Origin of the sequence: Rhizobium sp. K102, from assembly GCF_022385315.1 — a bacterium.
In the GTDB taxonomy this organism is placed as follows: domain Bacteria; phylum Pseudomonadota; class Alphaproteobacteria; order Rhizobiales; family Rhizobiaceae; genus Rhizobium; species Rhizobium croatiense.
The window spans coordinates 1,019,363-1,043,386 of record NZ_CP092436.1 but is presented as its reverse complement, the minus strand read 5'-3'; the positions used below and the strand labels follow the sequence as shown (position 1 = coordinate 1,043,386).

Sequence of the window (24,024 nt, the reverse complement as noted above, 5' to 3'; positions counted from 1 at the left end):
AAACGCCTTTCGCTTCGACCAGACTTCGCTAGCGCGGTAACGACAATTAGGCTAATTAATCTACCTAACTTCAATTAAGCAGTGCTAATCCATGCTTGACTACCCCGCCCTCCGTGCCGTTGCGACCGTTGTCCAGACAGGCAGCTTCGAACGTGCCGCGACCGTGTTGAACGTCACCCCCTCGGCCATTTCGCAGCGCGTCAAGCAGCTCGAGGAGCGTCTCGGCGTTGTGCTCGTCGTGAGAGGCACGCCGTGCACGGCAACCGAAAAGGGAGAATGGTTGTGCCGCCATATGGAGAATGTCGGCATGCTCGAAGCCGAGCTCTTCGGCCATCTGCCCGCGCTCGTTGATCCCGATGAACCGCGCCAGAGGGTGACGCTTCAGATCGCCACCAATGCCGATAGTCTCGGGACCTGGTTCGTGGAAGCGATGTCGACCTTCGCCAGAAACTCCTCCTATCTGTTGAATATCGCCGTCGACGATCAGGATCACACCGCCGAATGGCTGCAGCGCGGCCGTGTGATCGCGGCCGTCACCAGCCTGGAAAAGCCGATAAGGGGTTGCCGGCGTTTCGCGCTTGGCGTTCTGCGCTATCATGCGACGGCAACGCCCGACTTCGTCGCCCGTAACTTTCCGCAGGGTGTGACCGCCGAGGCGATCCGCAATGCCCCGGCTCTGACCTTCAGCCAGAAGGACAGGCTGCAGAGCACGTGGGTCCGCCAGACCTTCGGACGCGATCTCGACTATCCCACCCATTGGCTCCCCTCGCCGCAAAGCTTTGTCGAGGCAACCCTGTCAGGCATGGGATGGGGAATGAACCCGACTCAACTGACCCGCGAGCATCTGGCGTCGGGACGACTGGTCGAACTGATTGCCGACACCCCCCTTGATGTTCCCTTGTTCTGGCAGATAAACCGCTTTGCCGCCGATCGACTGGCGGAGCTGACGCGCGAAGTCATCAGCGTGGCAGGGCGCAATCTCGGAAAAGACAGATCGAAAACCGATCCCCCGGCGTTTGATCGCGCCTGAGAAAATATCTCGATCACACTTTAAGCCGTACGGCTGCCGAATTCGCTAGTTTCATCGAAATTCTTCGTGCCGATGCGCTCGCTCTCGCCGGAGAATTCTCCCGGAGCTTCGGCAGCGGGCGATCTTCGCTTCCAGCGTCTCGATCGATTTCTCGATTGTCGCCTTCTCTTGCTCGTCATGTGTCTGCGACAGAGCCCCTACTTTTCGGCAAGCTGCGCTTCGAGAGAGGCAAGGTCATCCGACGAACTGGAAGACGGGGTTGAAGCGGCTGAACTCAAAACGGTGGATGCAGAACTGGAAATTCCGCTGACCATGAACATGACTTTCGATGATGGAATGTCACCTTCTAAGCCGCGGGTGGTAAAGGCTCCATAAATAAAGTACCCGACAGTACTAGTTATGACGAAGGTTGGCTCCGCCTCCCCGGTGGCGTCTTCTGCACCGTCTCTATGCGATGGCGATGATCTTCAGCTCCTGGCCACCCACCTCCACGGTATCGCCGGTAGCCTTGCCCATCAAAAGCCGCGCCACCGGCGAGACGTAGGAAATCGATCCAGCCTTTGGCTCTGCCTCGTCCTCTCCGACGATCCGATAAGTTTGCACGCGCCCATCGTCACGGCGGAAGGTCACCGTGCTGCCGAAGACAACCACATCGGCTGACGTAGGGTCAGGCATCAGCTGGGCTGTGCGAAGTCTTGCCGCTAAGTAGCGAAGATCACGTAAAGGATTGGCAGTCTGCCGGCGCCGTTCATTCACATCTTCAATGGTGCTCGCTGCATCATAGGCCTCACGCGCCTGCTGGAACTGCAGTTCGAGAGCCTTCAGCCCCGCTTCCGTAACGAGATTCGGGTGCGGCGAAACCGGACGGTCGGGCAATAGGGTTTCCGACGCGGTTTCGAAACTCTCTTCTTTGGTGAAGGCAACGGCCAATCAAGAACTCCATGTCAGGCGCAGTGCGCCGATCACTAACAGGGCGCCTGCGCCCCCTATTCTGAGACTATACATACACCGACTGCGGACGAACCGCCAATCTTACCCATCGGTAGCCGCTTTCCCTGCCACGACATCGGGAACGTCCTGCCGCGCATAGCGTTTATCGCCGCATAACGCACAGGAGGATCGAATGGCCGGCGAACGGCGAAATGCCTGCGACAAGGACTGGAGCAAAACATGCCTTCGTTCCTGACGGATAGCATGCCGCTGACACCGAGCTGGTGGGATATCGCCGCGCGAATCGCACTGACGCTGATCGCCGGCGGCCTTATCGGCTTCGATCGCGAGCGCGGCGGCCATGCAGCCGGCTTCAGGACGACGATCCTCGTGGCGCTTGCCGCCTGCCTGGCAATGATCCAGGCCAATCTCCTTCTGTCGACATACGGAAAAACCTTCAGCTACTTCACGCAGATGGACGTGCTGCGCTTCCCTCTCGGCGTCCTGACGGGCGTTGGCTTCCTCGGCGGCGGAGCGATCCTCAGGCGCGGCGACATGATGACCGGCGTCACCACGGCGGCGACCCTGTGGTTCATGACGGTGGTCGGCCTCTGCTTCGGCGGTGGCCAGATTGTCACCGGAACGGTGGCGACGGTTGTGGCCTTCATCGTCCTGTCGCCGATGAAGAAGCTAGACGCCTGGCTGACCTGCGAACGCAAGGCGACGCTCGTCATCCACAGCTCCGAAGTCGATGTACCCGACTTGTCGGCGGTGCTGAACCCCTTGGGATGCCGTGCCCTCTTTGTTGCATATGGGCCGACGAGCGATGGCCGAACAGGCGTGACGTTCGAGCTCCGATGGATGGCAAATGACCGCGAGGCGTCATCCCGGGCGATTTTGAACGCACTTTCTGGCCATGATGTCGCGGGTTTCTCGATGCAATCGACGACGAACTGAGACCCCGGACGGCCTTCCTATTTGGAGGCGTGCTCGGGCTTGCCCTTTCTCTTGGTCGAGGCGAATTCCTCCAGTTGCTTTTCGCTCATGGACTCGACCATCTGTTTCGAAGCGCCCTTCAGTTCCTTCTTGGGCGTCTCGCCGCGCTTGGCCGAGAGTGCGGCGCCTGCCGCCTTCTGCTGGGCCTTGGACTTGGCTGGCATATTGAAACCTCCTTCTGCTTTGGGGTGAGGCCCTCAACGCTTCCTGAGTTCGTCTGGCCCGTGCGCAGCTCGCTTTCCCGATTTATCGCTTTCGACGATATATTGCGGCTCCGCCGCCGCCGCCTTCACTCGTGGCCCTTTATCTTCGTCGGGTTCTCTGCTTCTTGACCACTTTGCTCTCGGTCTTTCCCTGGCGGTATCCCACCTTCGTCGCCTTTTTCAATTGCTTAGACATATGGCTTCCGTTGCGGCGAGAAGGCTGCGGCAAAAGCCGCAGCCGACCGCTCGTCAGTTGATGGTGGCCCACTGGCTGCGGACATCCCTGGCGTTCTTCGACAGGTGAACATGCGCGTCGACGTGATCGACCCAATCGATCGGGATCAGGTGGTGCTTGCCGTCTTCCGAGTCGGTCTTCGTCAGCTTGATGCGGGTGGGACCATCGAGATGATCGACCGTCCCCATATGGGTGCCGTCGGCGGCCCGCACTTCCATATGTTCTCGGATCTGGTCTGCAGAAATCATCGTTTCCTCCTTTGCGTCATTGTCAGCTACGAAGCGGCAACGACGTGGAGCGGACTTGGTTCCAAACACGCTCAGCGTGTTCAATCGGCCGTCACCTCCCAGTTGTCGTCCGGGTTGAATGTCCTGATGCCGGCTGCTATTTTCTCGGTCTCCCGGCCGAGATTGGCCTGGTAAACCGTACCGTTCGCGTTTACTGCGAAAGTGTGCACGCCGGTTTCGCCATATCGGATCGGCCAGGCGATCAGGGCAAATCCTGCGATCATGTTGCCGTTGATCACATAATTGAACTCTCCGCCCGCGATGTTCGGCCCCTGACTGTCGATGATCCTGTAGCGGTAGCCGTAATAGCCCTCCCCGGCTTTCGCCTTGTCAAGCGCTGCATTGTCTTCGAGGGCGTTGCCCGCCGGGCTATCGCCCTCGCCCAGATCAGGCGACCAATAGAGACCGTCGGTTTTGCCGTCGCTGCTGATCAGTTTCTGGGCATATTCCAGCACGCCGTCATCGTCGTGATCGGCGAAGGAATATTCCTTCTGGGCGTCGACATAGGCCCGCATCGTGTCGATGGTCTGCAATTCGTTCTCGCCGACGCGGCGCTCGATGATCTCCTCGAAGCCGGCGAAGGTGTCGAAGCACCATTTGCCATCGTCGCCTTTCACGATCGGAAATGGCAGAGGCCATAATTTGTCGCCGATCTCGATGATCTTGCGGCCATCGACATCCTTCACGACGATCTTCTTCTGTGTGCCGTCCCGGATTTGTGCATAGGTGTCCATCACCCCTTCGCCCGCCTTCGCTTTCGCTGCATCAATTCCGAGCAGTGCAGCAAACTTGTCGAAATCATCAGCTGCGAGCGCCGCTTTAAAGGCGTCGACGGCCTGTTCCGGCGTCTCGAATAAGGGCGGATCGCTCTGCGAAGCGAAGCCCGAGATGACGGTTGCATCGGATGGCTCTGCTGCAGACATCAAATCCGGATCGGTGGCGAGAGCCGCAAGGGCGAATACCGAACCCAGAAGCATGTTTCTGACTGACTTTGTCATGACGTTCCTCCTTCTTCCGGTCACCGGCGACGGCCACCGCCGCGGCGCATTTCTCCCCCGCCACCACCGCGATTGCCGGCGGCCATGGCCTGGCTGCCTCGGCTGGACTGCATCTGAGCGCGCCTGCCGCTGTCGACCTGACCGAGCGCCGACGGCTTTCTCGGCCGGCTGTCGACCCGGGCCGCAGGTTTCGGCTTTGCGACCGGGCGTTTGGCGTTGACCCCGGGCGGTGCATTTTCGGCTGCTCTGTTCGGTGTCCTTGCGTCGGGCCGGCGGTTCTGGGCTGCCTGCGCCGCCTTTCCCTCCCCGGAAGCCGCTCCTGGATTGCCTGCCTTGTTGCGAGCGGCATTGACCCTGTCCGCATCGATCTTGCTCTTGCGGACATCGTTGACACTGACTTTGCCCGGCTGATCGCGGACTGTGTTTGCTCGGTCGTTGCCTCTTGCTCCGACCCTGTTGCCGGCGTTCGCCTCGATACTGGTCCGGAAGGAATTACGGTCGATCTTGTTGAACTGCGCGCTGTCGAAGCCGATCTTGCTGCGGTCGACGTTCTTCCAGTCGAGGTCGTTGATATTCACCTTGCCGTTGATGTTGTTCAAACAGTTGTTGCAATCGATATCGACATTGCCGTTCCAGCGCCCGCCCCATACGCCCCAGCGGTTCCAGTCGACGGCGGCGGCCCACACCGCTCCCGTCACCACGCCCGCGAAAAAGGTGGCGGTCGGATAGTAGTAGTTCGGATACGGCTCGGAATAGTAGCCGATGGGCTCGGCCACATAGTTCGGCTCATACAGCATTTCCGGCGCGTATTGCGGAACGTAGATCTTCTCAGGACTGGCGGAGATGATCACGACGTTGTCGTTCTCCTGGCTGACCTTGATCTTGTCGTCAGTCTTGATGATGCCGTCGGCAACCGCCTTGTCGCGCAGTTGCTGTATGGCGATCAGAACGTCCTTCTGCTGGTAGGAGAGCGCCTCTCCGAGAGACTGCGTCCAGTCCAGGTCCTCGCTCATCATCGTCACGATCTGCGGATAATTCAGCAGCGATACGATGCTGCCGTCCCACGTCGTCTTCGGCTTCAGCCCGGGCTGCTTCTTCAAGGTTTCGAGGAACCGGGCCGCTTCCACGACCTGCAGCGGATAGAGCGACGCCGAGGTAACGAGCGCGACCAGTTCGTCCGGATAAAGCGCGATCCGCGCCACCAATATTTCGAGTTCGTCTTCGCTCAGCGGCGCCGGCGCGGCGTCTTCGTCCGCGACGGGACCGGAAGCGGCCGGCTCCTGCGCCGCGGCAGTCAGAGTCAGATGTGGCGAAAATGGGAACCCTGCAAAAGGCAGGAACAAGCCCGTGGCGAGTAACAATGAGTGAGGTTTAGCCATCTCAAATCCCCCTTGCGGTCAGACATGGTGTGCAGGCTGTCGACTATTGTATTTTCGCTTATGCTTATATTCTTCCCAGTAGAGCAGAATTGATAGCGAAAACATCGGCACAGCCGTCTTTTGTGCCTTTGGGAGACAGCCGACGTCCTCGGGTGAGGCGCTCTCCGAGAGCATGCGTCATGCTGATATCCTCCTCGCGCTGCTGGTCCGCGGCCAGAGGATGGCGGCAAATAGCAGCGCGTAGATCAAGGCTGCCGCGACATAGACGATGCGGGTGGCGAAGGATTCTGCAGCACTCCCCGGCAGCGGTGAGACCCCGAGGCCGAAGAGGATCAGGAAGGTCGTCAGGGCGCCGGCAAAAACCGGCGCGTCCTTTGACCGGGCGGCTGCGCGCCCTCCGAGCAGGAGGACGACGACGAGAACGATGAGGAAGATCGAGAGCAGATTCGGGCGCAGCGACAGTGCGGCATAGGCAATGGAGGCGAGCACGCCGCCGAACAGATTGACGAGCACGAGCCCCATCGCCGCCCGCGCGCTCGCGCCAACGTCGAGCTGCCCGAGCAGCGACGCCACGGTGATCGGAATGACCGCCGCAGCGGTCAGGTTGTCGCTCGTCAGGCAGATCACGACGGAGCCAAGAAGGATGACCGTGTTTGCCAGCGCCCGAAGCAAGGCCGGCGGGCGCTCATCGATCGCCACTGCCTCGACCTCCCGGGAGAGCGGTTCGGGAAAGACCGCATGGGCGAGCCACATCAGAACTGTGCCTGACAACACCCCGGCCACCAGGATGGACAGGATGGAATTGGCGAGTTCCTTGTTCACGATACCGAGCAGAGGCACGATGATCGAAACGACGAGCACGAGAAAGACCGCCGGCCCTCCCTTTCCCGTCGACTGTGCGGCGAAGCACGCAAAATAGGTCAGCCCCAGGATCAGAAGGAACGGCGCCGGACGGTCGCCGAGCACGTTGGTCAGAACCATCATCGCCATCCCGGCGATCAGGATGATCATCGCCGCGCCGATGGTCTTGCCAAGCGGCATGGGGCGCGAGCTGCCGAGCAGAAACTGGGCGGCAAAGAGCGGGCCGAGGAAGGGCACGATGGCCCCGGCATGGACTGCGAGCGTGAAGCCGATGGAGACCGCGAACGCAACCCGTAACCCCTTGCGTTTCTGCTCCTCGACCGCAGGGCTCCTCTCAGCGGACATAGGTCAGCACCGACATGATGCGGATCCAGAGCGATCCCCAGGCATTGGTGACCGGGTTGTCGCCGGTGTAGATGACGACGGTCGCCTGCGAGCCGTAGCGCACGCCGCCCTTGGGCCGCTCAGCCTCCTCGATGATGAGGCGGACTGGAAACCGCTGCGGCTCCTGGACCCAGCCGCTGTCACTCCGGATCGTCGGCAATCCGGTGTTCGGGTCCGTGCTGCCCTGCGATACGCCGAAACCAACGCTCTCGACTTGCGCCGGAAACACCCGACCGGGAAGCGCGTCGAAAAGGACTTCCGCCCGGTTGCCGACTGCTACCTTCTCGAGGCTGTTCTCCTTGAAGGCGGCGGTAATCCAGATCGTTCCGACATCGATAAAGGTCATGGCTGACTGTCCAGCCGACACGACCTTACCGGTTGTAAGTTGGAGGTTGGTCACGACCCCGGCCGAGGGTGCCTGAACGGTGGTCCGCAGCAGATCGAGTCGTGCCTTTTCGAGCGCTGCTAGAGCTGCCCGGAGCTGCGGATTGTCGTTTCCGCTCGGCCCGAGCTGCTCCTTGGCCTTGGCCAGCTCGGCCTCAGCACCGGTGACGGCCGCCTCTGACTGACCGAAAGCCGACTTGGTTGAATCAGCCCTCGCCTTGGAGTACACGCCCCTCTTTTGCAGCTCTTCGGCGCGCGCAGATTGTTCGCGAAGATTGTCCCGATCGACCTGGGCCGTTACGAGCTTCGCTTGCGCCGCATCGACAGCAGCCGTTGACGCGCCCATTGACTGGCCGACACTTGCAAGGCTCGCCTCGGCCTCATTGACCGCGAGCTCGTAGCGCTCGGGATCGATACGAAAGAGAACCTGATCGGCCTCGACGCGCGAGTTGTCGGCGACGCCAACTTCCACGACCCGGCCGGTGACTTCGGGCGCGATGCCGACGATATAGGCCTGGACCTGGGCTTGCGAGGTCGATGGCGTGCGCCGCTCCATGAAGATGGAGAGGACGAAGAGGACGAGCGCCAGAAGGACGACGATGAGGGCTATCCTGCGGAGTGGATTCCGAGGCGCTGGGGAAATGGCAGGCTCGTCCAAGTTTTCGGAAACCACGGCAATACCCTTCGGATGCGTTTCGTTTCGTGGAAGCGCAAAGTTTCAGCGCCGGACGTTTGTCGCGATGGTCGTTACCGGGCGATGGAACGCAAGTAGGTAACCGTAACATACGCCTCGCGATGGCTTGCCTAAAGCATGTCGCGCAAAAGTGTGCAGCGGTTTTGCGATAACGACATGCGTAGAAATAAAGACCTAAAGCGCGAAGAGCGAACCTCAAAGGTTGCGACGCGCTTTAGTCGCACGTATCAGCGAGCGGTTGGCGGTACCGAGGCGTCAAGCGCGCCCTCTATCTCCTTGGAGAGTTCGGCGATCAGCTCCTGGTATTCGACGACGCGCTGGTTCCGTTTCCGATCGGTTGAGACGTTCCATTTCTGCAGCGCCGATTGGGCGTCGGCAAAGTCCCTGCAGATTTCCCGAAAGTCCTCACTGCGGGCAGAGAGATCGTCGATCGCCGTGATCCTGGCTGGAAACTGCCGACGGACTGCGGTCACGCCTTCGTCCATAGTCCACTCCTTACCGGCATTCGAGACGTCGCCACTGCAACGTGTGCCAGATCCCGATCTTCATGGACGACGATCGGTTCGTGGAGTATGTTACCGTAACATACGGTCTGGCAGTGACGTGACTCCACGGGGGATTGGGGACAGACATGCAGACATCGATACAGGCAGAGGGGTCTGCTGCACCCATTTTGTCAAGGACGGCGCCTCAAGCCGACGATATCAGCGAGCAACTAGAACGTGTCGTCTCCAGCCCTGAATTTCCAGGGGGCGGTCGCGCGGCAGCGTTTCTCCGCTATGTCGTCTCGGAAACCCTCGAAGGTCGGGGCAACCGGATCAAAGCCTATTCGATCGCGATCGAGGTGTTCGGCCGGGATCCCGGCTTCACGCAGGACGATCCGGTGGTTAGGATCGAGGCCGGACGGCTGCGGCGGTCGCTCGAGCGCTATTATCTCGTCGCTGGGCAGCATGACCCCGTCAGGATCGACATTCCCAAAGGCGGCTATGTTCCAACCTTCGCCTGGTCCTATCCGGCGTCAGTCGACATTGGCGACGAAGACGCTGGAGAAACATCGCCCTCAGAGGTCCGCCCCGGACGCTGGCGGCGCGCACGGCGGATCTTGTTGCCGGGTGCCGCTACCCTCGCGGCGGTGGCGATTTCGCTCTATTGGATCGGGGCGCGGTCTCCCGCTCCGTCGCTCGCTCGCGTTGCAAGCCTGTCGCCCGATCGGCCGGCCCTCGTGGTGGCCCCGTTTGCCAACCTCGGCGAAGGGCCGGAGGCGCAGCTCTACACGGCCGGCCTGACCGAAGAACTGATGACCATCCTGCCACGGTTCAAGGAGATCAAGGTCTTCGGCCGCGAAACTTCCAAGTCCCTTCCCTCGGATGTGGGTGCATCGGAGATCCGGGCCGAATTCGGCGCACGCTATCTCCTTGCCGGTGGGGTACGGGCGTCGGGCAAGCGTCTTCGTGTGACGGCCAGGTTGCTCGATACGTCGGACGGCGAAATCCTCTGGTCGGAGAACTATGACAATGATCTCGCATCGGGAGACCTGTTTGCGATCCAGACGGATGTCGCCAGAAAGGTCGCGACCGCCATCGCCCAGCCCTACGGGGTCATGGCACAGATCGACGCCGCCGGTCCGCCGCCGGACGACCTCGGCGCGTACGAGTGCACGTTGCGCTTCTATGCCTATCGTTCGGAACTGAGCGCCGAAGCGCATGCGCGCGTCCGGAATTGCCTCGAGGCTGCGGTCGCGCGGTTTCCGAGCTACGCGACTGCCTGGGCAATGCTGTCGATCGTCTATCTCGATGAGGACCGGTACAAGTTCAATCCGACACCAGGCCAGGATTCAGCCATACAGCGTGCGCTCGACGCCGCCAGGCGCGCAACCCAGATCGATCCAAGCAACACGCGCGGACTTCAAGCGCTGATGACGGCGCTGTTCTTCGACAGGCAGCTCGCTGAATCACTTCGTGTGGGCGAGCAGGCGCTCGCCACGAACCCCAACGACACCGAACTGATGGGCGAGTTCGGAACCCGGCTGGCGATCGGCGGACAATGGCAGCGCGGAGCAACCCTCCTGGACCAGGCCATCGCCCTCAATCCGGGCAGCGGCGGCTTCTACCACGGGACGCGAGCCCTGGCCGCCTACATGCTCCGCGACAACCAGACCGCCGTGCTGGAGATCAGGCAGGCGAACATGCAGAAGTTCCCTCTTTTTCATGTTGTCGCCGCCATCATCTACGCGGAGGCTGGTATGATGGACGACGCCCGCCGGGAAGGAGAACTGTTCGTCAGCATGCGACCTGACTTCCTGCCGAACATTGTAACGGAACTCGCGATGCGCAACATGCAGCCTGAAGATCGCGATCGTCTGATTGAAGGGCTTCGCAAGGCGGAGATGACGGTGCCAGATCCCGATGCAATAGCGTCGAACGCCGCCACCTCTGACCTTCAACCTCGCTGATACTGTCTCCGCGACCGTAACATACCCGATCATACGGGCAAGCCATCACATCTTCGCATAGTCTCACCAGTGCCGACTTCGACCGCTGCGGCGTGCGGCGTCGAGGCCTGCACGAACTTGACAGGGCCCCCGAATTTGACAGGGCGATGAGGAACAGCAGTGAGCACAAAATGTCACGATGGCCGAATTCGACCAAGCCCTTCCCCAGGTCTGAAATGGATCTCGGCTCTCCTGCTGCTCTGCGCATTAGCCGGATGTGGCGGCCACCCGAAGAATGTGCTCATCCCCGTTGCCGACAGCGCGCCGAACGCCACCAAAGTCGACATGCTCGTGACCACGACGCGCAGCCGCTCCACGATAGAAGGCGAGATGTTCACGGGCGAACGCGCACTCGCCCCGGCCTTTGCCGACATCACCGTATCCATTCCCCCAGCGAACGTCCGCAAGATCGGCGAAGTCGCCTGGCCGAGAAGGCTTCCATCCAACCCGGCAACGGACTTCGCAACCTTGAAAGCCGAGGAGATCACCCGCGACGACGCCAAGAAATGGCTAAGCGCCTCTGTCAGGAAGAGCCGCGACCGCAGCGTGCTGGTATTCATCCATGGCTTCAACAACCGTTTCGAAGATTCCGTCTATCGCTTCGCCCAGATCGTCAAGGATTCCGGCGTCCATAGTGCGCCTGTGTTGGTGACATGGCCGTCACGCGGCAGTCTGCTGGCATATGGATATGACAGGGAGAGCACCAACTACACGCGAAACGCCTTGGAGACTCTCTTCCAATATCTCGCCAAAGACCCAGACGTGAAGGAAGTCTCGATCCTGGCACATTCCATGGGAAACTGGCTGGCGCTGGAAGCGCTTCGCCAGATGGCGATCCGCAACGGTCGCCTTCCCGACAAATTCGAAAACGTGATGCTGGCCTCGCCCGATGTGGATGTCGATGTCTTCCGCCAGCAGATCGTCGACATGGGCAAGCGGCATCCGAAGTTCACCTTGTTCGTTTCGCGAGACGACCGCGCGCTCGCGGTATCCCGTAGGGTATGGGGCGACGTCGCCAGACTCGGCGCCATCGATCCCGAGCAGGCCCCCTTCAAGAAGGAACTGGCAGATAGCCAGATCACAGTAATCGACCTCACCAAGGTCAAGGCGGGCGACAGGCTGAACCACGGAAAATTCGCGGAATCACCCGAGGTCGTTCAGCTGATCGGGGCGCGGATTTCCGACGGCCAAACGCTGACTGACAGCAAAGTCGGGCTTGGGGACAAGATCCTTGCCGCAACGACGAGCACGGCGGCCGCCGCGGGCAGCGCCGCCGGCCTGATCCTTGCCGCCCCGGTCGCCGTCGTCGATGCCGATACCAGAGCTAATTACGCCGGCCAGGTGAGCGGCCTCACAGGCCCTGTGGGTACGCTGCCACGAGCGCCCGACTGCACTGCCGCGGGCCGATCGAAGGAGTCGTGCAGGCAATGACTCAGGAATCGGCAAACTGACAGGTTCATAAAGACCGGGATAGACGATGCTCTTACTTTCCAGGATCCGCATGTTTAGACCGCTCCTCACGGGGGCCGCCGTGGCTTCCGCTCTCCTTTATGCCTCTATTGCTGTGGCGCAGAGCGTGACGCCAGCGAGCCCACAGCCGGAAAGCGTCCAGCGCTTTATCGGGATGTTCTCTGATCCTGATGTCCAGCGTTTCTTGCAGCAGCAGTCGCAAGCAGCCAAGACCGCGGCGGAGCCGCCCTTGGAAACCCCGAACGCCGACCCTTCATTCTCGGAATTCGCGATGCGTTTCCGTGCCCACGCCTCCGGTCTTCTCGGTGCCATCCAGTCCTTTCCCCTGGAGACGATGCGCGGCGGGGCCGTGCTCGAACGGGACATTCAGGCGAACGGCGGGACGCGGCCGATCTTCCTGGTCGCCGCCTTCGTCGCCGTCGGGCTGGCCGCACAATGGCTGTTCTGGTGGATCAGCGCCGGCTGGCGCTCATGGATGGCGCGCGCGCCCTTTGCCACGGTTCGCGACAGGTTGATCGCACTGGCTGCGAGGCTTCTGTGGGCGGCATGTTACGTCCTTTCCTTCGGCCTCGGCAGCATCGGCTTCTTCCTGCTGTTCCAGTGGCCGCCTGTTATCAGGGAGATCGTCGTCGGATACCTCTTCGCGATCGTCGTCTTCCGTCTGGCGAGCGCGCTTTTCGACGTACTTCTTGCACCGAAAGCAGAGGAAGAGGGTCGGTTCCGTGTCGTCCCGATCACCAAGGATGCCGCCGGCCACTGGGCGAAACGCCTGGGTTATCTCGTCGGCTGGTATGCTTTTGGCTGGGTGACAATCCGCCTGCTCGGCACCCTCGGTTTTTCCGACCCGGCCCGGCAACTCGTCGCCTATTCCCTCGGCCTCGTGCTCCTCGTCATCGGCATCGAAGCCGTCTGGAGACGTCCGTCCGGATTGTCTGGCGGCCAGGCCAGCCGGATCGGCCTGCGCGCGCGGAACTGGCTCTGGACGGTCTACTTCGTCGCCGTCTGGCTGCTGTGGGTGGTGGGAGCCATGAAGCTGTTCTGGATCGCGGTGGTCTGTGCCGCCCTGCCCGGTGCCATCGCCCTCACCAAGGCGTCGGTCAACAATATCCTGCGGTCTTCCGCTGCCGAAGAGGACGGACACAAGAAAGGCACCGTTGTCTCGGTGATCGTCGAGCGTGGCATCAGGGCAGCGCTGATCGTCGGCGCCATCGTTCTGCTTGCGGACGCCCTGGACGTCAGGCTGACGCAGATGACCATGCAGGATTCGCCGCTTCTGCGCCTTGTTCGCGGCCTCCTCAGCGCTGGGATCATTCTCCTGATCGTCGATCTCGCCTGGAGTGTTGTGAAAGTGCTGATCGATCGCAAGCTGGGCGACACCGAAGCCGTCCTCGAAATCGGGAGTGAACGGGAGCGGCGGCGCACACGTCTCAGAACCCTGCTGCCGATCCTTCGCAATTTCCTTATGATCCTCTTCGCCGCCATCGCGATCATGATGGCACTGTCGTCGCTCGGCGTGGAGATCGGCCCGTTGATCGCCGGCGCCGGCGTGGTCGGCGTGGCGATCGGTTTCGGCGCACAGACGGTGGTCAAGGACGTGATCAGCGGGATGTTCTACCTGCTCGACGACGCCTTCCGGGTTGGCGAATATATCCAGAGCGGCAGCTACAAGGGTACCGTCGAATCCTTCAGCTTGCGATCCATCAAGCTCAGACATCACCGCGGCGCGGTCTATATCGTGCCCTTCAGCGAGCTCGGCGCCGTGCAGAACATGAGCCGCGACTGGGTGATCGAGAAGATGACGATCACCATCACCTACGATTCCGACATCGAGAAGGCCCGCAAGATCATCAAGAAGATCGGCCTGGAGCTGTTTGAGGATCCGGAGTTCAAGCCGACGACGATCGAGCCGCTGAAGATGCAGGGGATCGACAGCCTCGGCGATTCCGGCCTGCTGCTGCGCATGAAGGTCATGACGCTTCCCGGCCAGCAGTTCACGCTGAAGCGTCGGGCTCTGCGGATGATCCATGAGGCGTTCAATGAAAACGGCATCAAGCTCGCTGTGCCCACAGTCCAGGTCTCGGGCGGCAAGGACGACGCTGTTGCAGCCGCTGCCCAGCAGACGCTCGCAGCACACAACGCGGCCGCAGCCGTAAACCCGGCCTGAGGGCGGCATCTTCGAGGAAATGAAACACACACGAGAGCAATGGGAGGAAGTAAAATGAAGATCCTAGTCATCCCTACGCACATGCTTGCGACACTTGCCGTCATAATGACGGTCTGCGCGCCCGTCCTCGTTCCCGCACCGGCCGAAGCTGCCCGTCGTGGCGTTGCGGCATGTGGTCCGAGAGGCTGCGGCGCTGCAGCCTGCGGACCACGCGGATGCGCTGCGGTCGGACGCCGAACCGCTCCCGTCGTTCGCCCGCCCGTCCGGCGTGGCGTCGTGGTCGTCGCCCCGCGCCGCTACTGGCGTCCAGGGACCGCCATCGCCGCGGGTGCTGCCATTGGCTTCGTCGCCGGAGCTGCTGCCGTTTCATTGGCAGGTACGCCGCCGCAGTCCGGTCAGTGCTGGTACTACACCTCGCCCGCCAAGACGACGGGCTTCTGGGACGTATGCCCACGCTGAGCGGCTCGCAGAAAGACTGGCGAGTCCGTCTCGTTCTCTTCGTCAGCAACCTCCCCGAAGTGGGGAGGCCCCGATTTTCGCGTCACAAATTTTAGAGGGTACGTCCCATGGATTTCACGGTAATCGATGCCGCTTTCGTCGGAAAACTTCTGCTGCTGCTTCTGATCGGCATGGGGCCGAAGATTGCCCTGGTGCCGTTCCTGGAAAAGACCCACGCCTTCGATACCGAAACCAAGGTGCGCATAGGCCGCCAGATGGTTCTGATCGCCGTCGTCACGGCCCTGATCCTTTTCGCCACCGGCGCTCTGCTGATGCGGCTTCTCCACATCACGGGTGGCGCGGTTGCGGTTGCCGGCGGCATCATCCTCGCGCTGATCGCGATCAAGATGGCATCAGGACCGACAGAGAAGCCGCACGACGACATTGCGGCTCCCGTCGACCCGGACAAGCTGGCCGTATTTCCGCTTGCCGTCCCTTACCTGCTCAATCCTGTCGGCATCACGGTCATCATCATCGCCTCCAGCGAAGTCGTCTCGATCGCCAGCGCGATACTCGTCACTGCTCTGATCATGATCGTCGGCGCGTTCGACTATCTGGTGTTCACCAACATCGACAAGCTCGCCAAGCGCATGAAGCCAGTCACCATGATCGTCTCGGAGGTCGTCTTCGGCATTCTTCTGACCGCAGTCGCAGTCCAGCTGATCGTCGCCGGGCTTGGCAATCTTGGCATCATTACCCCGACCGCCGCCCATTAAGAGGTCGGCAGATAGCTGACGAGCCGAGGACGGTCCTGGCGGGGTGCTCCGCGATCTGCCTGAGATGGTTGTCTGCGTATAGCGAACCTATGGGCACTCCGATCACAGGCCGACCAACAGTCTGCGATCAAGGCCGGAAACGGGGCTTTCCATCGCGCTATCGGGATGCCAAGCTGGATACCCGCTTTGATAGACTGCCAAGGTCGCCTGATGAAACTGACTATTTTCGACTGCGATGGCGTCCTTGTGAATAGCGAGGAGATTTATCTCGCTGCCGAACCGAATTTCTGGAATCCATCGGCGCTGGTTTGAACGGAATGCCTACATCCAGTCATTTATCGGGCTTTCTCCCAGTATGTGGGAAGCAAAGCTTCAGAATTGCGTGGAGGCGAAAACCGGAGCTCCTCTTCCACGCGATTTTTATGCTCAAATCGACCACATCTCGACAGTGAGATTGGAAGCTGATTTGGCGCAAATCCCGTTCGCACGGCAAGCGATAAACAAAATCGCCACACTGCGGTGCGTAGCCTCCAGCACCCCTTCCACAAGGCTGCGGTGGAAATTGCAGCATGTTGGATTGATCGATCTATCCGACCCGCATATTTTCTCAGCTGATCTGGTCGCAAATGGAAAGTCTGCCCCGGAGGCCACGGGCACATTCACCCGCTTCACTTCCGCGACGATAACGCGTCGGACATCCGTTGCAGGCCGCTCTGGAGGATACTTTTCGGACACCCGACATTGAGGCGAATGAAGCCCTCGCCACCCGGCCCATATACGCGGCCGTCATAAAGATTCACGCTGGCGTTTTCGACGAAGAACCTCTGGATCCCATCCACCTTCCGGTCGAGCTCACGTGCATCGAGCCACACGAGAAATGATGTTTCGGGCAACATCGGCGTGATCCCCGGGAGATGCGCGCGGGCAAACTCCCGGACGAGCCGGACATTCTCGCCGATATAGCTTGTGGCTTGATCGAGCCATTGATCTCCAGTGCTGTAAGCGGTCTCGAGAGCAAGCCTGCCGAAATAATTGGCGTTCACCATGAACGACGCTTGCATGGCGAAAAGCAATGCCTCCCGGCGCGCCTTGTTGGCCACGGATAGGGTCGCCGACGGCACGCCGGCCAGATTGAAGGTCTTGGTAGGCGCAGTGCAAATGAAAGACCGGTCCGCCGCATCTTCCGAAATCGAGGAAAACACGACATGAGGCAGGGTCGATAGTCTGATGTCGCAATGGATGTCGTCCGATATGACGAGCAGGCCATAGCGTGCGCAGATGTCGTTCAGTGCTTCGAGCTCCTCACGCGTCCAGGCTTTGCCGGCGGGGTTGTGCGGGTTGCACAGAAGGAAGACCTTGGCGCCGTTCGCGGCGAGCCTTTCGAAATCGTCGACGTCCGGTTCGTATCGGTTGTCCCGGAGAAGCAATCGGTTGGTCAGCAAGGTTCTCTGGTTGCCGCGCACGACTTCGAAATATGGCGAATAGACGGGCGTCTGGACGATCACGCCGTCGCCGGGCTTGGTGAAGGTCCGCAGGATCACGGCAACCGCGGGCATGATGGCGGGTGCCGGCAGCAGGCTCTCCAACGCCGGAGCCCAACCGTGCCTTCGCTCGAACCAGGCTCGCACGATCTCATAGTGACGCGGATCGCGACGCGTATAGCCGTAGATTCCGTGATTGACAGCTTCGCGAAGCCGTTCGATCACGGTTTCCGGCGCGCGAAAGTCCATGTCCGCAGTCCAAAGCGAAAGCAGGTTCTCGCCTTCTACCCGTGGCGAGAATTCGTCCCATTGGTTTGCCCATTTCACGGACCCGAATTGCCGACGATCATAGACCCGGTCAAAATCATATACTTTGGCAGCACCGTCACGAGACGCTGCCTTGGGTGAAGCCTTGCTGGCCATCGTTGTGTTTCCTCGTATTCTTGTGGTGTCAGCGCGGGAATTTGCGGCCGCGTGCTATGGACAATGTGCCAAGGCGCCGCCCGCCCGCTCGGGCGAACCGCTCCGAATTCCTAGTGTTTGTGGCCGCGGGCCAATTGACGCTCCATGAACTGCGAGTAGCGCGACATGCCGAAACAGAAGATCCAGTAGACGAGTGCCGCAAAAAGGTAGCCCGTCGTCGAGATCGTGGGGCCGGCCCAGCTCGGATCGACCCGAGCAGCCTCGACCGCCCTTAGAAAATCGGCGATCCCCACGACTGCCACCAATGTCGTATCCTTGAACAATCCGATGAAGGTGGAGACGATGCTCGGGATGACCACCTTGAGCCCCTGGGGGAGGATGATGAGCCGCATCGCATTGAAGTAGCCGATGCCAAGCGATTTCGCGGCTTCATGCTGGCCCTTCGGAATGGCTTGAAGGCCCGCGCGGACCACTTCTGCCATGTAGGCAGATGAAAACAGCGCAATGGCGATAAGGGGACGAAGCAGTCTGTCCGGCGTCAAATAGTCCGGCACGAAAAGCGGCATCATGAAATTCGTCATGAACAGCACGGTGATGAACGGCACCCCGCGCACGACTTCGATATAGATGACGCAAACCGCCCGCACGATTGGCAGCTTCGACATTCGGCCAAGCGCCAGCAAAACGCCGAGTGGTAGCGAAAAGACGATTCCGACGACCGACATCAGAAGGGTGATCAGAAGGCCGCCCCATAAAGTGGTGTCGATCACCGGCAGGCCCAGCATCGCCATGCCGCGCAGCAGCACAAAGGCCAGAATGGGATAGGCAATGAAGAACAGGAGCGCGGCCACGTCGCGACGGGGAGCTAGGTTCCAGAGGAGCCAGCCAACCAGAATGGCGCCGACAGCTTCCGTCAGATCGACGCGCCAACGTTGCTCTACAGGATATGCGCCGTAGCGCAGGTAATCGAATTTCTCGGCGATGAAGGGCCAGCAGGCACCGTCCGGATTTGCGAGGCATGCTTCCTTGCCCCCCATCCAGACCGCGTTGACTATCGCGAAGCTGAGAAAATCGTGAAGCAGCCATATCGCGATCACTGAAGAGGCGATCGTGAGCATTCCCGAGAGTGGGCTGGAGAACAGGTTCTTCCTCATCCAACCACCCATGGCAAGACGGGCATCGGCCGGTGGTTTCATCGATGGCAGGATGGAACTGTCATCATATGCCAGCGCGCGCTTGTCCATGGGTCACCTCTCTACGATCGCAAGCCGCTGGTTGAAGAGGTTCATTGCCATCGACGTGAGCAAGGAGATCGCGAGATAGACCGCGAGCGTGATGGCCATCACCTGGATCGCAGCGCCCGTCTGGTTCAGCACCGTGCCGGCAAAGACCTGCACCAGGTCCGGATATCCGATGAACACTGCGAGCGAGGAGTTTTTGATCAGATTGAGATACTGGCTCGTCAAGGGAGGAACGATGACACGCAGAGCCTGGGGAATAATGACGAGGCGGAGAGTCTTGCCGGGTGGCAGGGCGAGTGCATATGCGGCTTCGGTCTGCCCCCTGGGTATGGCCAGGATCCCTCCCCGGACGATTTCGGCGATATAGGATGCCGTGTAGACGGATAGGCCAATAAGGAGCGCTGCGAACTCCGGATACAGCTGATGTCCGCCCCTGAAGTTGAAGCCGACCAGTTTGGGCTCCAGGAACGACACCGGGTTTCCGGTCGTAATAACAGCAAGTAGCGGCAAGCCAATCATGAGCCCGGCGCACGAAGCCAAGATCGGAAGCTGCCTGCCGGTTCGCTTTTGAACGCCCTTTGCATGCATGTAGAATGCAGCCGACAAGACCACGGCGATCAGGATTGCAACGCCCACCACACCGGCACCCGGATGAAGCTGGATTTCGGGAAAGATCAGTCCGCGGTTGTTGAGGTAGATGCCGCCCGGGATCGCGATGGACGCCTTTGGAGCCGGCAGCGGCTTCAGAACCGCGTTGTACCAGAAGAGAAGTTGCAGAAGGAGCGGAACGTTGCGGATAATCTCGACATATGATGCCGAGACCTGAGCGACGATCCAGTTGTCGGAGAGTCGCGCCACGCCGACGACGAAACCCAATATCGTGGCGAACAGAATACCGAGACCGCCGGCGACGAGAGTGTTCACGACCCCAACCCAGAACGCGCGTCCATATGTCGAGAGCGAGTCGTATGGGATGAGGGTTTGGTTGATGGCGAACCCGGCTGTTTCATTCCAGAAGTCAAGCGACAGCGGAATGCCGCGCGCGCTCATATTGGACACCGTCTGGATTCCGATGGCGGCGATCAGGGCCAAAAGGCTGCCTGCGAGCAACGCCTGGTAGACAACACCTCTGACCCTTGGATCGTCAAAGGACAGGTTCCGGCGCAGTTGGGAAGGGAGTGAAAGGTCGGACATTTCTCATCCACCGAGCTGTCTTGAAGGAACTGGCGCGGCGATCCGCGCCAGCCTGTCAAAATTCCAACTAGCGGATGGGAGGGGCGTATTGCAGCCCGCCCTTGTTCCATAGGTCGTTCGCGCCGCGGCTGATCTTCAGTGGCGAATCCTTGCCGATCGAACGGTCGAATATCTCTCCGTAATTGCCAACCTGCTTGATGACATCCGCCGTCCAAGTGTCCTTGAGGCCGAAATCCTTTCCGATGCTTCCCTCGACACCGAGAAGGCGGCCAATATTCGGATTGGCGGAGGATTTCATCTCGTCGACATTTTGCGACGTGACACCGAATTCCTCTGCAGCGACCAGGATGTAGAGAGTCCACTTGGCGATATTGAACCACTGGTCGTCGCCCTGGCGTACGACCGGGCCAAGAGGCTCCTTCGAAATCAGGTCCGGCAACACGACGCTGTCATCGGGCTTGGCCATGCGCATGCGGGACGCGTTCAAGGTCGAGCTGTCCGCCGACATGGCGTCGCACCGCCCTTCCTCGAAGGCCTTGACGACAGATTCCTCGTCCGCGAAGCCGACGCTCGTATAGGTGATATTCTGCGCCCGGAAATAGTCGGCGATGTTCAATTCCGTCGTCGTGCCCTGCGTCACGCAGATGGAGGCGCCGTTGAGGTCCTTGATCGCACCGATGTTATCGGATTTGCGGACCATAAACCCTTGGCCATCATAGAAATAGGTGCCGGCGAACAGGATGCCGAGGGTAGAGTCCCGCGACGATGTCCAGGTTGCGTTGTGCGCCAGGATGTCGATCTCGCCAGACTGCAGGGCCGTGAATCGGTCTTTCGGCGTGAGCGGAATGAACTTTACCTTCTCGGCATCCCCGAGCACGGCCGCGGCGACTGCCCGGCAATAGTCGACCACAAAGCCGGTCCATTTGCCGTCGTTGTCGGGAAGGCTGAATCCCGCAGTCGCCGCATTCGTGCCACAGGTCAGCACCCCAATTTTCTGCACGTTTTCGAGAGTCGTCGCCTGCGCGGCCGTGGCGCACAGCACGGTGGAAAGGCCGAGAAATGCTTTGATGATGGTTTTCATGGCGGGTCCCCTTTTCTTGATTACAGGGAGCGTCGCCGAAAGCCATTCATCAGTCAAATTCATATTCATCATCTAAAACATGAATGTGGTTCATTGGCTGGAAATTTGATCATCCCGTGCCGCTCACAGCACCTGGGCCTTCATGATTTCGACTTTTGTCCTTTGTGATCCGTCGTAGATTTGCGATATGACTTGCGTGAGCCAAATCATGGCGGGATCCGTTGCCATGTGATGCTGAAGCAGCAATGACGTGCTTACGTTTTCGATCCTGAGGGGCGGCGCCATCACCTTCACCTCGCTCGTATCGTCGAGGATATGGAGAATTCCGTCCCCGCAGTGGGTAATGAATTCCGTTCCCCTGAGGACCCAGGGCAGTATGAGATAGTTCGATATCGTGGCGACGATATTCCGCCTCAATCCCGCCGCCTTGAGCGCAATATCTGCCAGGCCGGACGAGACGCCGTCGGCGGAAATCTGCAAATGCGACGCGGCAAGATAGGCATCCAGGGTCAAGCCCTGCTTGGCGATGGCGCTGCCGCTCCAAACTGCGCAGAGCAGGCGGTCCTGGCCCAGTTCGATTCTCGCTACACGTGGATCGTCTCGGATCGAAGCACCGGTCAGGGCGCAATCTACCTGCCTGAGGTGGATGGCGTTGAGTATTTCGATGCCATTGGCCGGTATGATGTTGAGCGTTGCGTGCGGGGCTTGCCGGGCAAATTCCCGCAACAATTCGGGGACAAAGACCATCGCATGGTAATCGGTAAGTCCCACACGGAAGTTGCGACGCGTCGATGCCGGATCAAATATTTGGTGCCTGTCGATCGAGGAGCGTATCGTGCTCAGCGCGCCTGAAATCTCCGAGAGAAGCTCCACGGCGCGCGGTGTGGGACACATGACTGAGCCATCTCGCGTGAACAAGTCGTCGCGGAAGAGCATCCTCAGCCTTCCCAGTGAATGACTGATGGCAGACTGCGTTCTGCCCAGACGTTCCGCCGTGCGCGTGACGCTTCGTTCACGCATCATGATGTCGAAAACTCGGAGCAAATTCAGGTCCAAATCGTCGAATTGCATGGAGCCCCTCTGAAGTTGGTGCGTCGGCCCAGACCTATGTTCGTAGACGACTTTCTGCATGAAGGTAAGGCAAGGAACGGCACGGATCTTCGTTTCGCGGCTCTTTCGTGAGGTCCTGCATTTTGGCGCTCACGGGTGGGGCCAACGAAATCGTCCGGCAGCTACACCTTGACGGGGCTATCGGATATCCTACCCGTGTGGGCAGTTCGGCCATCGGGATTATGGTTCGACGAGACATCGACATAACGATGTCTTGTCCCAGGTTGGATGCCGGCACGCTCGAAGCATTCGCGGGTATCGGCGCTCGTCTTATGCAGAAGGCCGAGAGCGTCGTCGCGGTACGTTTTCGAAATGACACCGGCGCATGGAACACCGAGCCGGACAAATATCCCGATGGGTTTTATCTCTGGCTATCGGTTCGCACGCAGAACCAGTCGATGTGGACCATCGATATCTGGCTGGTAGACCAGCCGGACAGGCAACCCGATCTCGCGCACCTGAAGACGCTGCTGCCACGCATGAAGATCACGACCGCGAAACGATCCTGCAGATCAAAAAAGCCGTGGCTGAGCGACCGCAGACGAAAGATAAGATTTCGAGCGCACTCGTATATGAGGCCGTTATGGATCATGGGGTCGAACTGTCGATGAGTTCGAGATGGCATCAAGGATACGCAGGCTAGAAGTGCACCCTCGCGCGCCCGAGCAGTTGTCGTTTGGACGGAGAGCAGTATGCAGGCGGCCCATATGGGTCGTCGCCCTCATTCGACATCGTGCAGCAACGCTGGCGACGGTTCGCTACAGGTCAGCGTCCAAGGCTGCCAGCGGCGGCGATGATCTCCGCCGCGGTCGGGAAGATGCAAAGGCTGCTCGGCCCGTCGAGCGCTTCGATTTGAGCCCAGCCGATAGTGCCGTTCGCATCGACCAGGAAGTGCCCGACAAGCTGAGTAGCATGCTTCTCGTATATAGCGTTATCGGCTTCATCAAGCTCGAAGTGGTCCTTAGCGTTGAGGATCGTGTTGGCTTCCATCGGCTGTAGCGGTTCTGGCAGCTCGCCCGTTGGGTTGATGCGTGCCGCTTGGAATTGCGCCATCGTTGCGCCATATGGCCATTCGGGCTTTTCGCTGCTCGCATCGGGCAAGAACTCTGCATGCGGCACGCCGTAGGCGCGATGTGTGCGGCAGTCGGGGTCGCACAGAAGGGTTACCGGCGTCGGCCGGTGGCGGAAATACAGGCGGGCGCGTTCCACCGGCGTGTTGATAACGGCCACGGTCTCCAGCCCGGCGGCGCGCAGGGTTGGCTGCACGCCGGCGAGCTGTTCTACCTGACGCCGGCAGAACGGGCAGTGCAGCCCGCGAAAGAAACCGATCAAGAACGGGTGACCCCTCAAGTCGGCGAGCGAGACCGTTCCGTCGAAATTGGCCGTGGCCAGCGCAAACGCCGGCGCGGATTCTCCAGGCTGCAGCGGGCGCTTCTGGTCTGCCATGGGAATAATTCCTCTTTCTCCAGCTGAACGACCGAAATTCAACTGTATCACTTGTCGCAAGAAGGCCAAACGCTCGATGTTGAGATGACGAGGGCGGTTCGGCATGCCATTCGCAGCTCCGACCGGTGTCGAAGCCGCCCCCGGCCTCTTGCCAGCATCGGCCCATCAATCCGTGGCCACCCTGTCCTTCCCAGCGGTCCTGCTGCTATCCGCTCACCATGGATCATCCTTTTAGCGACAAAGCTACCCCCGGAGTGGGCACCGCGATCATTCAAAATCGTTGATGTTATCCATAAACTCTATTCGTTTGAATGATGGGTTCGCGAAG

General features: G+C 60.2%; 22 protein-coding genes and 2 pseudogenes. 8 read left to right on the top strand and 16 right to left on the bottom strand.

Annotated elements, in window-relative coordinates; all coding sequences use genetic code 11:
• Positions 1-91: 91 nt before the first annotated feature.
• A complete protein-coding gene (locus MHI61_RS11010) occupies positions 92-1,030 on the top strand; it encodes a LysR family transcriptional regulator ArgP (RefSeq protein ID WP_239792025.1) in 939 nt (312 codons plus the stop codon).
• A 20-nt stretch (positions 1,031-1,050) separates the two neighbouring features.
• Here the strand turns inward: MHI61_RS11010 and MHI61_RS32795 are convergent.
• Together MHI61_RS32795 and greA are read right to left on the bottom strand one after the other, a co-directional pair.
• Positions 1,051-1,350, bottom strand: a pseudogene (locus MHI61_RS32795) (hypothetical protein).
• A 127-nt stretch (positions 1,351-1,477) separates the two neighbouring features.
• Entirely contained in the window at positions 1,478-1,960 is a 483-nt protein-coding gene (greA, locus tag MHI61_RS11000) for a transcription elongation factor GreA (protein ID WP_239792023.1), read from the bottom strand.
• A 240-nt stretch (positions 1,961-2,200) separates the two neighbouring features.
• Between greA and MHI61_RS10995 the strand changes: the two genes are divergently transcribed.
• Positions 2,201-2,917, top strand: coding sequence for an MgtC/SapB family protein (locus MHI61_RS10995; protein ID WP_239792022.1), 717 nt, complete (start codon positions 2,201-2,203; stop codon positions 2,915-2,917).
• A 17-nt stretch (positions 2,918-2,934) separates the two neighbouring features.
• Here MHI61_RS10995 and MHI61_RS10990 read toward each other — a convergent pair whose 3' ends face one another.
• From MHI61_RS10990 to MHI61_RS10955, 8 genes and pseudogenes are all read right to left on the bottom strand, one after another.
• Positions 2,935-3,120, bottom strand: a complete 186-nt coding sequence (locus MHI61_RS10990) for a DUF3008 family protein (protein ID WP_003564288.1) — start codon at positions 3,118-3,120, stop codon at positions 2,935-2,937.
• A 33-nt stretch (positions 3,121-3,153) separates the two neighbouring features.
• Positions 3,154-3,355: pseudogene (locus MHI61_RS10985) on the bottom strand (DUF2945 domain-containing protein).
• Positions 3,356-3,408: 53 nt separating this feature from the next.
• Positions 3,409-3,642: a DUF2171 domain-containing protein gene (locus MHI61_RS10980; RefSeq protein ID WP_012557983.1), complete on the bottom strand. Its 234-nt coding sequence runs from the start codon at positions 3,640-3,642 to the stop codon at positions 3,409-3,411.
• Positions 3,643-3,722: 80 nt separating this feature from the next.
• Complete coding sequence (locus tag MHI61_RS10975; RefSeq protein WP_239792021.1) at positions 3,723-4,679, bottom strand: DUF2950 domain-containing protein; 957 nt, start codon at positions 4,677-4,679, stop codon at positions 3,723-3,725.
• Positions 4,680-4,699: 20 nt separating this feature from the next.
• On the bottom strand, positions 4,700-6,058 hold the full coding sequence (locus tag MHI61_RS10970; protein WP_239792020.1) for a DUF3300 domain-containing protein: 1,359 nt from the start codon (positions 6,056-6,058) through the stop codon (positions 4,700-4,702).
• 177 nt (positions 6,059-6,235) lie between these two features.
• The gene (locus MHI61_RS10965; protein ID WP_239792019.1) at positions 6,236-7,264 is read right to left on the bottom strand and encodes a DUF2955 domain-containing protein; all 1,029 of its coding nucleotides are present in this window, start codon (positions 7,262-7,264) and stop codon (positions 6,236-6,238) included.
• Positions 7,254-8,360 (bottom strand): HlyD family secretion protein, encoded by a 1,107-nt coding sequence (locus MHI61_RS10960; RefSeq protein ID WP_239792018.1) that lies wholly within the window; start codon positions 8,358-8,360, stop codon positions 7,254-7,256. Before MHI61_RS10960 ends, MHI61_RS10965 begins: the two co-directional genes overlap by 11 nt.
• A 248-nt stretch (positions 8,361-8,608) precedes the next feature.
• Complete coding sequence (locus MHI61_RS10955) at positions 8,609-8,866, bottom strand: hypothetical protein (protein ID WP_239792017.1); 258 nt, start codon at positions 8,864-8,866, stop codon at positions 8,609-8,611.
• Positions 8,867-9,012: 146 nt separating this feature from the next.
• On the opposite strand from MHI61_RS10955, the gene MHI61_RS10950 reads away from it, so the two are divergent.
• The 5 genes from MHI61_RS10950 to MHI61_RS10930 all read left to right on the top strand — a co-directional run bounded on the left by MHI61_RS10950 (position 9,013) and on the right by MHI61_RS10930 (position 15,720).
• Complete coding sequence (locus MHI61_RS10950) at positions 9,013-10,833, top strand: adenylate cyclase (RefSeq protein WP_239792828.1); 1,821 nt, start codon at positions 9,013-9,015, stop codon at positions 10,831-10,833.
• Between the two features lie 159 nt (positions 10,834-10,992).
• Positions 10,993-12,303 carry an alpha/beta hydrolase gene (locus MHI61_RS10945; protein WP_239792016.1) on the top strand — a complete coding sequence of 437 codons (1,311 nt, stop codon included), beginning with the start codon at positions 10,993-10,995 and terminating at the stop codon, positions 12,301-12,303.
• A gap of 46 nt (positions 12,304-12,349) precedes the next feature.
• The gene (locus tag MHI61_RS10940; protein ID WP_239792015.1) at positions 12,350-14,506 is read left to right on the top strand and encodes a mechanosensitive ion channel family protein; all 2,157 of its coding nucleotides are present in this window, start codon (positions 12,350-12,352) and stop codon (positions 14,504-14,506) included.
• Positions 14,507-14,560: 54 nt separating this feature from the next.
• Positions 14,561-14,965, top strand: coding sequence for a hypothetical protein (locus MHI61_RS10935; protein WP_239792014.1), 405 nt, complete (start codon positions 14,561-14,563; stop codon positions 14,963-14,965).
• Between the two features lie 107 nt (positions 14,966-15,072).
• The gene (locus MHI61_RS10930) at positions 15,073-15,720 is read left to right on the top strand and encodes a MarC family protein (protein ID WP_239792013.1); all 648 of its coding nucleotides are present in this window, start codon (positions 15,073-15,075) and stop codon (positions 15,718-15,720) included.
• Positions 15,721-16,388: 668 nt separating this feature from the next.
• Here the strand turns inward: MHI61_RS10930 and MHI61_RS10925 are convergent.
• The 5 genes from MHI61_RS10925 to MHI61_RS10905 all read right to left on the bottom strand — a co-directional run bounded on the left by MHI61_RS10925 (position 16,389) and on the right by MHI61_RS10905 (position 22,211).
• On the bottom strand, positions 16,389-17,624 hold the full coding sequence (locus tag MHI61_RS10925) for a MalY/PatB family protein (protein ID WP_239792012.1): 1,236 nt from the start codon (positions 17,622-17,624) through the stop codon (positions 16,389-16,391).
• A 110-nt stretch (positions 17,625-17,734) separates the two neighbouring features.
• On the bottom strand, positions 17,735-18,868 hold the full coding sequence (locus MHI61_RS10920; protein WP_239792011.1) for an amino acid ABC transporter permease: 1,134 nt from the start codon (positions 18,866-18,868) through the stop codon (positions 17,735-17,737).
• A 3-nt stretch (positions 18,869-18,871) separates the two neighbouring features.
• Positions 18,872-20,059 carry an amino acid ABC transporter permease gene (locus MHI61_RS10915; protein ID WP_239792010.1) on the bottom strand — a complete coding sequence of 396 codons (1,188 nt, stop codon included), beginning with the start codon at positions 20,057-20,059 and terminating at the stop codon, positions 18,872-18,874.
• A gap of 67 nt (positions 20,060-20,126) precedes the next feature.
• Positions 20,127-21,140: a transporter substrate-binding domain-containing protein gene (locus tag MHI61_RS10910; protein WP_239792009.1), complete on the bottom strand. Its 1,014-nt coding sequence runs from the start codon at positions 21,138-21,140 to the stop codon at positions 20,127-20,129.
• 123 nt (positions 21,141-21,263) lie between these two features.
• Entirely contained in the window at positions 21,264-22,211 is a 948-nt protein-coding gene (locus MHI61_RS10905; protein WP_239792008.1) for a LysR family transcriptional regulator, read from the bottom strand.
• A gap of 197 nt (positions 22,212-22,408) precedes the next feature.
• Between MHI61_RS10905 and MHI61_RS10900 the strand changes: the two genes are divergently transcribed.
• On the top strand, positions 22,409-22,861 hold the full coding sequence (locus tag MHI61_RS10900; protein WP_239792007.1) for a hypothetical protein: 453 nt from the start codon (positions 22,409-22,411) through the stop codon (positions 22,859-22,861).
• Between the two features lie 154 nt (positions 22,862-23,015).
• Here MHI61_RS10900 and MHI61_RS10895 read toward each other — a convergent pair whose 3' ends face one another.
• On the bottom strand, positions 23,016-23,696 hold the full coding sequence (locus tag MHI61_RS10895) for a redoxin domain-containing protein (protein WP_239792006.1): 681 nt from the start codon (positions 23,694-23,696) through the stop codon (positions 23,016-23,018).
• Positions 23,697-24,024 lie beyond the last annotated feature (328 nt).

Coding starts and splice junctions, on each gene's coding strand:
- MHI61_RS11010 (WP_239792025.1), top strand. CDS start 92: ATGCTTGACTACCCCGCCCTCCGTGCCGTTGCGACCGTTGTCCAGACA.
- MHI61_RS10995 (WP_239792022.1), top strand. CDS start 2,201: ATGCCTTCGTTCCTGACGGATAGCATGCCGCTGACACCGAGCTGGTGG.
- MHI61_RS10990 (WP_003564288.1), bottom strand. CDS start 3,120: ATGCCAGCCAAGTCCAAGGCCCAGCAGAAGGCGGCAGGCGCCGCACTC.
- MHI61_RS10980 (WP_012557983.1), bottom strand. CDS start 3,642: ATGATTTCTGCAGACCAGATCCGAGAACATATGGAAGTGCGGGCCGCC.
- MHI61_RS10975 (WP_239792021.1), bottom strand. CDS start 4,679: ATGACAAAGTCAGTCAGAAACATGCTTCTGGGTTCGGTATTCGCCCTT.
- MHI61_RS10970 (WP_239792020.1), bottom strand. CDS start 6,058: ATGGCTAAACCTCACTCATTGTTACTCGCCACGGGCTTGTTCCTGCCT.
- MHI61_RS10965 (WP_239792019.1), bottom strand. CDS start 7,264: ATGTCCGCTGAGAGGAGCCCTGCGGTCGAGGAGCAGAAACGCAAGGGG.
- MHI61_RS10955 (WP_239792017.1), bottom strand. CDS start 8,866: ATGGACGAAGGCGTGACCGCAGTCCGTCGGCAGTTTCCAGCCAGGATC.
- MHI61_RS10950 (WP_239792828.1), top strand. CDS start 9,013: ATGCAGACATCGATACAGGCAGAGGGGTCTGCTGCACCCATTTTGTCA.
- MHI61_RS10940 (WP_239792015.1), top strand. CDS start 12,350: ATGCTCTTACTTTCCAGGATCCGCATGTTTAGACCGCTCCTCACGGGG.
- MHI61_RS10935 (WP_239792014.1), top strand. CDS start 14,561: ATGAAGATCCTAGTCATCCCTACGCACATGCTTGCGACACTTGCCGTC.
- MHI61_RS10930 (WP_239792013.1), top strand. CDS start 15,073: ATGGATTTCACGGTAATCGATGCCGCTTTCGTCGGAAAACTTCTGCTG.
- MHI61_RS10925 (WP_239792012.1), bottom strand. CDS start 17,624: ATGGCCAGCAAGGCTTCACCCAAGGCAGCGTCTCGTGACGGTGCTGCC.
- MHI61_RS10920 (WP_239792011.1), bottom strand. CDS start 18,868: ATGGACAAGCGCGCGCTGGCATATGATGACAGTTCCATCCTGCCATCG.
- MHI61_RS10915 (WP_239792010.1), bottom strand. CDS start 20,059: ATGTCCGACCTTTCACTCCCTTCCCAACTGCGCCGGAACCTGTCCTTT.
- MHI61_RS10910 (WP_239792009.1), bottom strand. CDS start 21,140: ATGAAAACCATCATCAAAGCATTTCTCGGCCTTTCCACCGTGCTGTGC.
- MHI61_RS10905 (WP_239792008.1), bottom strand. CDS start 22,211: ATGCAATTCGACGATTTGGACCTGAATTTGCTCCGAGTTTTCGACATC.
- MHI61_RS10895 (WP_239792006.1), bottom strand. CDS start 23,696: ATGGCAGACCAGAAGCGCCCGCTGCAGCCTGGAGAATCCGCGCCGGCG.